At 66.0% G+C, this 12,437-nt stretch carries 15 protein-coding genes; 12 read left to right on the forward strand and 3 right to left on the reverse strand.

What is annotated here, in order from left to right; translation table 11 throughout:
* Positions 1 to 23: 23 nt before the first annotated feature.
* On the forward strand, positions 24 to 1,484 hold the full coding sequence (locus AC07NK_RS14785; RefSeq protein WP_495171360.1) for an ABC transporter substrate-binding protein: 1,461 nt from the start codon (positions 24 to 26) through the stop codon (positions 1,482 to 1,484).
* An 11-nt stretch (positions 1,485 to 1,495) separates the two neighbouring features.
* Complete coding sequence (locus AC07NK_RS14790) at positions 1,496 to 1,915, forward strand: DUF4112 domain-containing protein (protein WP_495171361.1); 420 nt, start codon at positions 1,496 to 1,498, stop codon at positions 1,913 to 1,915.
* Here the strand turns inward: AC07NK_RS14790 and AC07NK_RS14795 are convergent.
* From AC07NK_RS14795 to nadC, 3 genes are read right to left on the reverse strand one after another with little or no spacing between them, the layout of a single operon-like run.
* Entirely contained in the window at positions 1,912 to 2,613 is a 702-nt protein-coding gene (locus AC07NK_RS14795; RefSeq protein WP_495171362.1) for a ribonuclease T2 family protein, read from the reverse strand. The genes AC07NK_RS14790 and AC07NK_RS14795 overlap by 4 nt on opposite strands.
* Complete coding sequence (locus AC07NK_RS14800; protein ID WP_495171363.1) at positions 2,610 to 3,062, reverse strand: hypothetical protein; 453 nt, start codon at positions 3,060 to 3,062, stop codon at positions 2,610 to 2,612. Before AC07NK_RS14800 ends, AC07NK_RS14795 begins: the two co-directional genes overlap by 4 nt.
* A 32-nt stretch (positions 3,063 to 3,094) precedes the next feature.
* Entirely contained in the window at positions 3,095 to 3,940 is an 846-nt protein-coding gene (gene nadC, locus AC07NK_RS14805) for a carboxylating nicotinate-nucleotide diphosphorylase (RefSeq protein ID WP_495171364.1), read from the reverse strand.
* Positions 3,941 to 4,093: 153 nt separating this feature from the next.
* On the opposite strand from nadC, the gene AC07NK_RS14810 reads away from it, so the two are divergent.
* The 10 genes from AC07NK_RS14810 to nadA all read left to right on the forward strand — a co-directional run bounded on the left by AC07NK_RS14810 (position 4,094) and on the right by nadA (position 12,365).
* Positions 4,094 to 4,417 carry a DUF1476 domain-containing protein gene (locus tag AC07NK_RS14810; protein ID WP_495171365.1) on the forward strand — a complete coding sequence of 108 codons (324 nt, stop codon included), beginning with the start codon at positions 4,094 to 4,096 and terminating at the stop codon, positions 4,415 to 4,417.
* 1 nt (position 4,418) lies between these two features.
* Positions 4,419 to 4,661, forward strand: a complete 243-nt coding sequence (locus AC07NK_RS14815; RefSeq protein WP_495162412.1) for a BolA family protein — start codon at positions 4,419 to 4,421, stop codon at positions 4,659 to 4,661.
* A 16-nt stretch (positions 4,662 to 4,677) separates the two neighbouring features.
* Entirely contained in the window at positions 4,678 to 5,007 is a 330-nt protein-coding gene (gene grxD, locus AC07NK_RS14820; RefSeq protein ID WP_495171366.1) for a Grx4 family monothiol glutaredoxin, read from the forward strand.
* A gap of 43 nt (positions 5,008 to 5,050) precedes the next feature.
* Positions 5,051 to 6,352 (forward strand): glycosyltransferase, encoded by a 1,302-nt coding sequence (locus AC07NK_RS14825; RefSeq protein WP_495171367.1) that lies wholly within the window; start codon positions 5,051 to 5,053, stop codon positions 6,350 to 6,352.
* A gap of 285 nt (positions 6,353 to 6,637) precedes the next feature.
* Positions 6,638 to 7,006, forward strand: a complete 369-nt coding sequence (locus AC07NK_RS14830) for a BlaI/MecI/CopY family transcriptional regulator (RefSeq protein ID WP_495171368.1) — start codon at positions 6,638 to 6,640, stop codon at positions 7,004 to 7,006.
* Complete coding sequence (locus AC07NK_RS14835; protein ID WP_495171369.1) at positions 7,003 to 8,757, forward strand: M56 family metallopeptidase; 1,755 nt, start codon at positions 7,003 to 7,005, stop codon at positions 8,755 to 8,757. The genes AC07NK_RS14830 and AC07NK_RS14835 overlap by 4 nt, the downstream gene beginning before the upstream one ends.
* 156 nt (positions 8,758 to 8,913) lie before the next feature.
* On the forward strand, positions 8,914 to 9,771 hold the full coding sequence (locus tag AC07NK_RS14840; protein ID WP_495171370.1) for an MBL fold metallo-hydrolase: 858 nt from the start codon (positions 8,914 to 8,916) through the stop codon (positions 9,769 to 9,771).
* Positions 9,756 to 10,484, forward strand: a complete 729-nt coding sequence (locus AC07NK_RS14845; protein WP_495171371.1) for a DUF4230 domain-containing protein — start codon at positions 9,756 to 9,758, stop codon at positions 10,482 to 10,484. The genes AC07NK_RS14840 and AC07NK_RS14845 overlap by 16 nt, the downstream gene beginning before the upstream one ends.
* Positions 10,485 to 10,543: 59 nt before the next feature.
* Positions 10,544 to 11,317: a hypothetical protein gene (locus AC07NK_RS14850; protein WP_495171372.1), complete on the forward strand. Its 774-nt coding sequence runs from the start codon at positions 10,544 to 10,546 to the stop codon at positions 11,315 to 11,317.
* 49 nt (positions 11,318 to 11,366) lie between these two features.
* Complete coding sequence (nadA, locus tag AC07NK_RS14855; RefSeq protein ID WP_495171373.1) at positions 11,367 to 12,365, forward strand: quinolinate synthase NadA; 999 nt, start codon at positions 11,367 to 11,369, stop codon at positions 12,363 to 12,365.
* The last annotated feature ends 72 nt before the right edge of the window (positions 12,366 to 12,437 follow it).

Genomic DNA, 12,437 nt, shown 5'->3' on the forward strand with positions numbered 1-12,437 from the left:
GCCCCGTCTTCATACACCGGGGCATGTTCCGTTCCGCCCTGCCCTTCGCCGCCGCGCTGGCATTGTTTGTGGGTGGGTGCGACACGCGGCCCGACGATGTCGCGGTGGTGGTGAGCGCAATCGGAGGCGACGCGAAGCTCGCCGATCCGGCGCGCAGCGACCTTGATCTCACCAACCGCCTGATGCTCGATTCCACGGCGCAGGGGCTGGTTCGCTTCGACGCGAGCGGCGGCATCGAGCCGGGGCTGGCCGAACGCTGGATCGTCACCGATGGCGGCCGCAGCTACATCTTTCGCCTTCGCGCAGCCGAATGGCCCGATGGCAAGCAGATCACTGCCGCCGATGTCGTGCGCAGCCTCAATCGTGCAATCGAGCCGCGCAGCCGAATCGCCATCGCCCCATTTGTCGCGGTGATCGACGAGGTGGTCGAGATGACCCCGCAGATCGTCGAGGTGCGCCTGAAACGCCCCCGCCCCGATCTGCTCAAGCTGTTCGCCCAGCCCGAGCTCGCGATCCTGCGCCGTCCCGCACTTGCGGGCTCGGGGCCCTTCCGCGTCGTGCCGGGCTCCGGTCCCGTACTGCTCCGTCCCGGCTTCGATCCGACTCATGCGGATGAGGCCCCGGAAGAACCCGATCCGGCAGACGATGTCCGGCTGCGCGGCGAACGGGCGGCGAAGGCGATCGTGCGCTTTGCCGCGCGCGAGTCCGATCTGGTGCTCGGCGGCACCTATCGCGACTGGCCGCTGCTCGCACCCGCCGAAATCGCACCGACGAACATCACGGTCGACCCTGCGGCAGGTCTGTTCGGCCTCGCCGTGGTCTCGCGCGAGGGGTTTCTGGCCAAGGCGGATAACCGCGCCGCGCTGGCCATGGCGATCGATCGGGTCGCATTGACCGCCTTGTTCCGCCCCGAATGGCAGTCGGTCGACACGCTGCTGCCCGGCAAACTCGATTCAGCGGCCGATCCGGCGGCTCCTGAATGGTCCGTACTGCCGCTCGACGCCCGCAAGGCGACCGCGCGCAACCGTGTCGCCGCCTGGCGCGCCGCCAATCCCGGCGCCTCGCTCGCGATCCGCGTCGCGCTGCCGGGCGACCCCGGCGCGACATTGGTGTGGAGCCGGATCGGACGTGACCTGATCGACATGGGGCTGAAGCCGGTCCGGGTGGCAGAGAGCGCCGACGCCGACCTGCGGCTGATCGACGCAGTCGCGCCCTATGACAGCGGCCGCTGGTACCTCGTTACCGCGTGCCGCGTGTGCAGCGCGCCTTTGACTGCGGCGATCGAAGCGGCGCGTGACGCCCCGACCCTGACCGAGCGCGCGCAGCGGATCGCGGATGCCGACATGGCGCTGACCGCCGAGGCCGCCTATATCCCGATCGCACAGCCGCTGCGCTGGTCGCTGGTCGCGGTGCGGCTGCGCGCCTTCCAGCCCAACGCCCGCGCCTGGCACCCGCTCACGCATTTGCGCGAGGCCGGGCAATGAAGGACGAGCCGATGACCGAAGCGACGCGCATGGATCAGGGACCCGAGACGGTGTCTTACACCGGCAACGATCCGGCTTCGGTGCGATATCGGATCGAGACGATGGAAAAGCTGCTCGAGCGGGTCATCACCGTTCCGGGCACGCGGCAGACGGTCGGCTTCGACGCCCTGATCGGCCTGATCCCGGTCGCCGGTGATTTCGTCGCGGCGGCGCTAGGCGCCTATATGATCTGGGAGGCGCGCAACCTGGGGATGCCCAGGAGCGCGATGGTGCGGATGGCGGGCAATGTCGGGTTCGACTGGCTGATCGGGCTGGTCCCCGGCGTGGGTGATGCAGCAGACTTCTTCTTCCGCTCGAACACGCGCAACCTCAAGATTATCAAGCGGCATCTCGACCGGCACCACCCCGGCACCGCGACGATCGACCGCTAGCGTCCGCGCCAGATTCGTAGCGGCGCGTGAGTCGGAAGGCCGCGCTGGTGCATCGGACAGGCGCGCGGGCGAAACCGGGTGTCGAGACATACCCAGACTTCATCGAGCCAGCGATCGCTGCCCGCCTGCACGCGGAGCATCGCCGGGGTCATCCCGGGATTGGCGCGCGCGACCGCCGCGGCAAGCTGTCCAGCGCTGAGGCTGGGACGGCGCGAGAGCGCGTCCATGTCCGGATAGCGGATCGCGGCATAGGCTTCGCGCGCGCGGTCGAAATAGGCTGCGGGCGGCAGACCCGAGCAGCTACCATGCTTGGCATATTGATAGCGCTGGAGCGCGGGCGAGGGCATCGCGCAGAGGTTGCGCCGCACCACCGCCTCGGGGATGCGCGGGGCAGCGGTGCAATATTGCGGCCAGTTCGCGCCTTGCCCATCGGGCCAGAGACCGTGGAGGACGAAGCCGAAACGGTTACCGGGATCGCACTGGAAACGCCCGCGATTGGCTGACTGGCGGCAGAAGCCGGGGTTCCAGGTGAGCGCCAGCGTATAGCCGCCAACGGGAACAACCCTGCGCGGGCCGGGGCGTCCCACTTGCTCCGAAGCCTCAGGCAGCTGCTCGGGCACCACGCAACGGTCGGCCTGCGCCGCCGCGACGCCGGGCACCGCCAGCGCGAAGGCGAACAGCGCAGCCCGACGGATCATTCGAACGGGGCGGTGTCCGGCTGCGCACCTTCGCCGGCGAACCAGACCTGCGCATCGGGCCGGAACAGCAGCCAGACTGCACAAGCGGTGAGCGCGAAGGTGCCGAGGCTCAGGACCGTGCTGAGTGCGCCGACCACCGGATAGGCCAGCAGCGTAAACGGGAGACCGATCACCGAAAGCCCGAATAATGCAACCAGCGCCCACTTCGCGACCACGCTCGCGCGGCGGGCAGTAAAGTACCAGAGCAGCAGCCACAACACGAGCATGGCGACCGTCGTACCGATCATCATCGTCTCGGCCAGTTGGGCCATTTGCGGGTTGCCGGCGAAGGCAGGGTTCGCGTTGACGGTGTCGAGGCGGGTCTTCCACCCGATTCCCAGATTCACGAGCCAGAGCAGGGTGGCTCCGAGATAGGCCTGCTCGAAACGGACGATCGATTGCGGTCGCATGTAAACTCTCCCCTGTCGCGACCAGCTACGGCTCAAGCCTGTGCGAAGTCCAGCCCGATATCGACCGCGGGGGCGGACTGGGTAAGTCGTCCAACGCTGATGTAGGTGACCCCCGTCTCGGCAATCGCGCGGATCGTGTCGAGCCGGACGCCACCCGATGCCTCGGTCGGCACGCGCCCGCCCACCAGCGTCACAGCGCCGCGCAGCATCGGCGGATCCATATTATCGAGCAGCAGGTGCGTGGCCCCCGCAGCGAGCGCCGGTTCGATCTGGTCGACACGATCGACCTCGACGATGATCCGGTCGATCCCGGCGGCAACGGCACGGCGCACCGCCTCCCCCACCGATCCGGCGACCGCAACGTGATTGTCTTTAATCATCGCGGCATCCCACAGCCCCATGCGGTGGTTCTGCCCGCCGCCCATCCGCGTCGCGTATTTTTCCAGTCGCCGAAGCCCCGGGATCGTCTTGCGCGTATCGAGCAGGGTCGCGCCGGTCCCGGCGATCTTGTCGACATAGCCGCGGGTCATCGTCGCGATTCCCGACAGATGCTGGACAGTGTTGAGTGCCGCGCGTTCGGCGGTGAGCAGCGCACGCGCATTACCGCGCAGCCGCATCAGATCGCTGCCCGTCGCGACGCGATCGCCTTCGTCCGCCAGCAGTTCGATCTCTACCGCCGGATCGAGTGCGCGGAAGAAGGCCGCAGCGATCGGCAACCCCGCAACGACAATTGCGTCGCGGCTATCCATTACCCCGGTGAACACCGCGTCCGCGGGAATCACGGCAGCGGAGGTAACGTCGCCCGCTCCCACATCTTCGGCAAGCGTTGCGGCGACGAACACCGGGAGATCGAAACCGTCGAGCTGGAACGAAGTCATACGCACATCCTTGGCGGGAAACCGTCGCGGCTATAGCCGATGCCGCCCGCGCGCGAAGCCCCCGGCGAAGCACATGACGAATTCTGCCGACCCGTTGCCATGCCGCCGCACCGAACCTATCTGCCAACCGGAACAATCAAGGGATTTTTAGGGATGACCACCTTCGACGATCGTGAACGTGCATTTGAGGCGAAGTTTGCGATGGACGAGGAGATGGCGTTCCGCATCACCGCGCGGCGCAACCGCCTGCTCGGCCAGTGGGCAGCGGCGAAGCTGGGCCTGACCCCCGAAGAGACCGACGCCTATGCAAAAGCGGTGGTGCAGGCCGATTTCGAGGAATCGGGCGACGAGGACGTGATCCGCAAGCTGGTCGGCGACCTGACCGCTGCCGGCATCGAGGTCGAGGAGGCCGAAATTCGCCAGGCCATCGAGGCACAGACCGTTGAGGCACGCCGCCAGCTGATCGAGGCGAAGTAATATGCCGATGGCGGCCGAAGAGATCGAGACGCTGATCCGTCAGGGCATCCCCGATGCCCGGGTCGAGATCACCGATCTGGCCGGTGACGGCGATCACTATGCGGCCCGCGTGGTGAGCGAGACCTTTCGGGGCATGCCCCGGATCCGGCAGCATCAGGCTGTCTATGCGGCGCTCGGCGGGCGCATGGGGGGCGTACTCCACGCCCTCCAGCTCACCACCGCCGTGCCCGCGAACAATGAATGACCTCGGAGCGAGTGACATGACCGACGAAACCCAAACCCATATTCAGAGCATCGTCGATGCCAACGACGTGCTGCTGTTCATGAAGGGAACGCCGCTGTTTCCGCAGTGCGGTTTCTCGAACCGGGCGATCTCGATCCTCAACCATCTGGGTGTCGCGTTCGAAAGCGTCGACGTGCTTCAGGATCAGGCCGTGCGTCAGGGAATCAAGGAATTCTCGGACTGGCCAACCATCCCCCAGCTCTATGTGAAGGGCGAGTTCATCGGTGGTTCGGACATCATGATGGAGATGTACGAGTCGGGCGAGCTGGCGCAACTTCTTGAAGAGAAGGGCGTTTCAGCCGCGTAACAACCGCGCGGTGTTTTGCGCGGTTTTGTAAAGGTAGCGTACCATGTTCGTACAACCTCTGGCTGCGGCGCCTGGCGCCGCGGCAAGGGACAGTGCGTCCCTGACGATTTGTGACCTGACACAAAGTTACTCGCCTGCGGGCGGCGGCGGAATCAGCACCTACCTTCGCGAAAAGCGCGACTATGTGCTCAACCATACCCCGCACCAGCTGCTCCAGATCGTTCCCGGCCCCGAAGACAGGGTGACGATCAACGGCCGGCATATCTTCGCCGAGGTGGGCGCCGGGCCGGTCCGTGGCAGCCCGAACTATCGCTTCATCCTGCGCACCGATGCGGTGCGCGATCTGCTCGCCCACTACCAGCCCGACATCATCGAATCGCTCTGCCCGTGGGTGCTGCCCTGGAGCGCGATCCGGCACCGCCGCGACTTTCCGGAAACGACATTGGTCGCAGGCTACCGCACCGACTTTCCGAATGCGCATGTCCATCGCGTCGTACAGGCCCAAGCAGGCAACCTCGCCGCACGCTTCATGCGGATGCTCGCTTATGGCTATGCCGAGATCACCTATCGCGAGTTCGACCGCGTCTACACGCTGAGCGAGGACGCGCAGCGGACGCTGGCGCGCAAGACGATCACGCGGACCGACGTGATGCCGCTGGGCGTCGATACGACGATGTTCGCGCCATCGAAGCGTGACGCCGGCTATCGCGCATCGCTCGGCCTGCCCGGCGACGGACCGTTGCTGATCTATGCCGGCCGCATCGACAACGAGAAGCGCGCTGACCGGCTGATCACAATGTTCCGCAAGCTACCCGGCGAGCTCGGCGCGGCCATGGTGCTGATGGGCGATGGCAAGCTGCGCGAGCGGCTTATCGGAGAGGCACAGGGGCTGCCGACCGCCTTTCCGGGCTTCGAACAGGACCGGATCGGGCTCGCCCGTGCTCTCGCCTCCTCCGACATCTATGTGTCGGCAATGGCGGATGAGACCTTCGGCATCTCGGTGCTGGAGGCGCAGGCATGCGGTTTGCCGATCGTCGGCGTCGCCAGCGGCGCGATGCCCGATCGCGTCCCCGAAGGCCTGGGTCTGCTCGGCCCGGTGGATGATACCAGCGCGATGGCGGCGAATGTCGTCAAGCTCTGGAACGAAGGCGCGCAACTGGTCGGCGCGCGTGCCCGCGCGATGACGGTCGAGACCTATGGCTGGCGCCGAACCTTCGACCGGCTGTTCAACGAGATCTATCCGGCCGCCCGTGCGCGTGCCGCGGAGCGACTCGAAGAGGATAGCGCGAAGGTCTTTCGCAGGCGCAAGCGCCGCGACGGTTTGCCGGTAATCTACAAGGCCTGAAAACGGGCGAGGCGGGCAGCCCGGTATGGTACTGCCCGCCCCTGAAGCGTTACACGCGCCTTTGTGAACAGCGGTGTGCCGGGAACGTTGCAGCTCGCGTGCCAGAATGGGTAACCCCCGGAATTCCGGCGTTTTCGTGGTTAACCGAATTTCACCAGTTCTCGAACTGTAAGAAGTTTCGACACTCTGACATTCGTTTCGCCCCTGAATACGTTCAGATAGCGTTCAGGCTATTGACTACAGATGTGGTCGAGACGATTACAGGCGTAGTCGAAGGGGAGTGAGATGACCGAACGGATCAGCGATGCCGAGCACGCCGTCATGGAAGTGCTGTGGGATGAATCGCCGCTCACCGCCAACGACGTCGCCGAGCGGGTGGCCCCTTCGCGCGGCTGGAGCGCCAACACGGTCAAGACGCTGCTCGGCCGGCTGCTCGCCAAGAATACCATCGGCGCGGAAGAAGACGGCCGCCGCTACCTCTACCGCCCGCTCGTCGAGCGCGGCGATTATGTGGAGGGCGAATCGCGTCGTCTGATCGACCGGCTGTTCGGCGGCAAGCTGACGCCGCTGGTCGCCCATCTCGCCGAGCGCGACGCGCTCACCGACGAGGACATCGCCGAAATCGAAGCGCTGTTGAAGGAGATCAAGCAATGATCGTCCCCTCAATGACTTGCTGGGTAATCGAGACCTTCGTCGCGACGACGCTGCTGATGCTGCTGGTGCTTGCGATCCGCAAGCCGGTGAGCCGCCATTTCGGCCCCAACATCGCCTATGCGCTATGGGCATTGCCGGTGCTGCGCCTCGTACTGCCACCGCTTCCCGAAAGCTGGCGCGCAAGTGCCGAGACCCCGGTCGCCGCGGCGAGCGAGGTCATCTATTATATCGTCGACCCGATCACCGTCCCGCAGGCGACGGCGACCACCCCTGCCACCGCCCTTCCGATGGAAGCCGCGCCGATCGACTGGCTGCCCATCATCGTTGGGATCTGGGCCGTCGGCGCCCTCGCCTTCCTCACCTATCACCTGATCGCGCATAGCCGCTTCTGCGCCCGGCTGCTGCGCCGTGCGAAGATCGAGCGTACCGTCGCCGAAGGGCGCGTGCACGTGATCGAGACCGATGCGGCCACCGGCCCGCTCGCCTTCGGCATCTGGCGCAAATACGTCGCCTTTCCGCGCGATTTCAGCGAGCGCTACGATCCGCTTGAGCGGAACCTCGCGCTCGCCCACGAGCTCGGGCACCATTTGCGGGGTGACCTGATCGCCAACTGGATCGCGCTGGTCGTGCTCGCGCTCCACTGGTTCAATCCGGTCGCATGGCGGGCGTTCCGCGCCTTCCGCGCCGACCAGGAGATGGCCTGCGACGCCCTGGTGCTCTCGGGCCGCGCACCGGCGCTGCGCCACGCCTATGGCCGCGCCATCGTCAAGTCCGCGCACGGGGGTGCGGTGTCGGCGGCTTGCCATTTGCACACCATAAACGAACTCAAGGGGAGGTTGAGGATGCTTTCCAAGCATAACCGGAAGTCGCGCACGCGGATCACCGCCGGCGTGACGGGCGCCGCGGCGCTGACGCTTGCCGGCCTGGCGCTCACCGCATCGGGCACTCAGGCTGCGGCGAACCTGCGCGCCGATGTCGGCGACGCGATCGGCGTTGACCTGCAGGAACCGCCCGCGGCGCCCACAGCACCTGAAGCAGCCACAGAAGCACCGGCTGCACCCGAGGCAATGGCAGCGCCCGCGCCGGTGAAGAAGATCCGTATCGTCACCCGCGACAAGGACGGGAAAATCACCATCACGCAGGACGGCGACATCAGCACCGTCCAGACCGGGCACAAGCGCATTGTCATCCGCGACGGCAGGGTCGTGAGCGGAGACGGCATCCCGGCCGACATGCCCACCGTGATCTCGGCGCGTTGCGGCCCGCCCAACGATGGCGACGTCAAGCTCGAGCGGACCGATGGCAAGCGCCGCTCGATCACCATCTGCACCGACCGGATCGAGGCGCGCACCGAAGCCGCCGTTGCCCGCGGTATGGCGGCACGCGACGCCGCGCTTGACCGTGCCCAAGCCTCACGCGAGGCGGCACAAGCCCGCGCGGAAGCGTCACGCGAGGCGGCACAGGCCCATGCGGAAGCCTCACGTCATGCAGCCATTGCCCGTAGCATGGCGTCGCGCGACGCCGCGATTGCCCGCGCCGAAGCGTCGCGCGAGGCCGCCGAGATCGCACGGGAAAGCCGCTCGATTGCAATTGCCAGCGCAAACATGGGCAAGCGCCACGCGATGCTGGGGCTCAAAATCGCGCGCAGGTCGATCGAAGAACAGAATAACCTGACCCCGGCACAGAGGGCTGCGGCGCTCAAGGGCATCGACGATGCGATGCGTGAGGTTGAGACCGCCAACAAGGATTGATCGCAACGGTCAACGAGATGGGAGGAGGAGAATCCGCGGTTATGCTGCCCATCGCCGCGGAGGGTGCTCCAACCGGGCCGGTCGCTACCCCTATGGCGGCCGGCCCAATTTATATGTGGCCTTGCCTAGCATGACCCGAGCCGCCATTTCGGCCTTATGACCGATCCCGAAACCGGTGAAGCGATCCGGCTCGAGCCGCTGGTAGCCCGCATCCTCGCGCCAAACCCCTCGGCCTTTACCTATACCGGCACCGAAACCTATCTGGTCGGCGCCAGCGACGTTGCTGTGATCGACCCCGGCCCTGACCTCCCCGAACATATCGACGCGCTTGCCCGTGCGATCGACGGCCGCCCGGTCGTGGCGATCCTGTGCACCCACACGCATCGCGACCACAGCCCCGCGAGCCGCGCGGTCAAGGCTGCAACCGGTGCGCCGATCATCGGCTGCGCCCCGCTCGCACTCGACGATCATGGCCCGCGCGCCGATGCGGCCTTCGACCGCGACTATCGGCCCGACCGCGTTCTGGCCGATGGCGAGCGGGTGACGGGCGATGGCTGGACGCTCACCGCAGTGGCGACCCCCGGTCATACCTCCAACCACCTCTGCTTCGCGCTCGAGGAGAGCGGCGCGCTGTTCACCGGCGATCATGTGATGGGCTGGTCGACCAGCGTGATTGCGCCGCCCGACGGCGACATGGGCGACTATATGGCCAGCCTCGACAAGCTGCTGGGCCGCGAGGATCGCGTCTACTACCCCGCGCATGGCGATCCGGTGGAACGCCCCCAGCGACTGGTGCGCGGCATGATGGGTCATCGCAGGCAGCGCGAAGGGCAGATACTACGCCTGCTGGGCAAGGAGATCGGGGAGATCCCGGCGATGGTCGAAAAGATGTATGTCGGCCTCGACCCGCGGCTCACCGGCGCAGCGGGCCGGTCGGTGCTCGCGCACCTGATCCACTTGCGCGAACGCGGGATCGTCACCGGGACGGAGGGTGGCGCGTGGCGGATGTCGTGAAGCGCGACAAGCTGATCCGCGGGTCGCTGATCGCGGCAGCGCTTCTGGTCGTCGTCGCGACCGGCTGGATCGCATGGGATCGCTATGCCGAGACCCGGATGGCGACGCTGCCCGAGGAGGGCGGCGCGCCGGTGACCCAGATCGTCACAGCCAAACTCGTGGGATCGGGCAAGCTTCAGGTGGCCGAGCTTTCGGGCATCGTCCAGGCGACCGCCTCTGACATTCGCGGCTTTGGCTGGTTGCGCAGCGACCAGGTCGTCAAGATGCCCTATTCGGTCGCCTATCACGTTGACCTTTCGGGTCTGCGCGACCGAGATCTGCAATGGAACGCGCAGACCAAAACGCTGATCGTCGACGCCCCCGATGTCATCGCCGCAGCACCCAATACCGATGAGGGCCGCCGCACGCTGGTCGACACCAGCGGGTTGTTCGTGACGCGCGAGGCGGCCGAAGCGCTCAGCCGGCGCACGTCGGTCCGTGCCGCCGATGTCGCGGGCCGCGAGGCGCGCAGCCCCGAACGCATGGCGCAGGCACGCGAACATGCCCGCAGCGCGCTTGCCCGCCTGCTCGCGCAACCACTGACCGCCGCCGGGCTGGGCGAGGTGCGCGTAGTCGTCACCTTCCCGCCGGAACGCGGCATCCGTGAGCATTGGGACGTCTCGCGCTCGCCAGAGCAGGTCATGAAGGACATCGAGGCACGCGAGAAGAAGTAGTTCGGTTCGCTGCCGATCGATGATAGCCTCCCGTCCGGACATTGTTGTGGGGGCACACGATGGCAACGGCAGCACAGACTTCGGATACTTCACACAGCGACGACGGTTTCTTCCTGTGGGGAGGCCTCGCCATGGCGGCAGTTATCGTCGCCGGCTTCGCCTTCTTCGTCGTCATGGGCATTTCCAGCTTCAACGCGCCGCTCGTAGTTCATGCACATGCGCTGGTCTTCTTCGGCTGGGTCACGATCTACATCGCGCAAACCTGGCTCGCGACGCGGGGCAGTATCGCGCTGCATCGCAAGCTCGGCTGGATCGGCGCGGGCTGGCTCGTGGCGATGGCAATCGTCGGCCCGCTGGTCGCGATCGAGGCGATCCGGCTGGGTCGCGCTGCTCCGGTCTATGAGCCCGCATTCTTCGTAGTGATGGCACCACTCGCCGTCTGGACCTTTGTCGGTCTGTCGACCGCTGCAATCGTGATGCGGCGGCGGACCGACTGGCATCGCCGCCTGCACTTTTCCGGCATGGCGATCCTCACTGGTCCCGGCCTCGGGCGCCTGATCCCCGCACCGCTGGTGATGCCGCACGCCTCGATCATCGAGGTAACGCTGATCCTGCTGTTCCCGCTGGCCGGCGTGCTGTGGGACCTGCGCACGCGCGGCCGCGTCCATCCGGCATGGTGGTGGGGAATCGGCACAATCCTGCTGGTGCGCGGGCTCACCAACCTGATCGCCTACAGCCCGATCGGGCTTGCGATCTTCGAGGCGGTGACCACCGGTCAGCCCGGAGGCGCGCTGGCGCCGTACGAATATCCGCCAATGCCATCGATGGGTTGAACCCGGACCCCGACAAGGCCATGTGGGGCCAAAGATAGAGGGTCCCAGAATGAACGCACCGAGCAACCTGTCCGGCGTTGATATCCGTGCCGAGATCGAGCGTCTGCGCAAGGAGCGCAACGCGGTGATCCTGGCGCATTATTATCAGAAGCCGGAAATCCAGGATCTCGCCGATTTCGTCGGTGACAGCCTTGAACTCTCGCGCAAGGCGGCAGAGACCGATGCTGAGGTGATCGCGTTCTGCGGTGTGCGCTTCATGGCGGAAACCGCCAAGATCCTGTCGCCCGACAAGACCGTCATCCTGCCTGACATGGATGCCGGCTGCTCGCTTGAGGACAGCTGTCCGCCCGAGCAGTTCGCAGCCTTCCGTGCCAAGCATCCGGACCATATCGCGCTGACCTACATCAACTGCTCGGTCGAGGTGAAAGCGCTCAGCGACATCATCGTCACCAGCTCGTCCGCCGAGAAGATTCTGAGCCAGATCCCCAAGGATCAGAAGATCATCTTCGGTCCCGACAAGCATCTGGGCGGATACATCAACCGCAAGATGGGCCGCGACATGCTGCTGTGGCCGGGCGTGTGCATCGTGCATGAGGCGTTCAGCGAGACCGAGCTTCTGAAGCTCAAGGCGCTACACCCTGGCGCGCCCGTCGCCGCACATCCCGAATGCCCGCCGCACGTGCTCGACCATGCCGACTATGTCGGATCGACCAGCGGGATCCTCGCGCTTGCCAAGGACTTCGACGGCGACACGATGATCGTCGCGACCGAGCCGCACATCATCCACCAGATGGAGAAGGCGGTCCCGCACAAGACCTTCATCGGCGCACCCGGCGCAGACGGTAACTGCAACTGCAACATCTGCCCGTACATGGCGATGAACACGCTGGAAAAGCTCTACATCGCGCTGCGAGACCTCGAACCGCGGATCGAAATCGAGGACGAGATCCGGCTCAAGGCCAAGAAGAGCCTCGACCGGATGCTGGCGATGGCGAGCGGCACTGTGGGCCTGGGTGATCTCGGCCCGCTCAAGGTGACCGGGGACTGAAACGATCGGTTTCCCCTGGCGGGATTGATCTGAACCGGCAGGCATGAAAGGTTTCACTTGCGCAACGGCGAT

It is taken from the genome of Sphingomonas sp. GW821-FHT09B04, assembly GCF_059418285.1.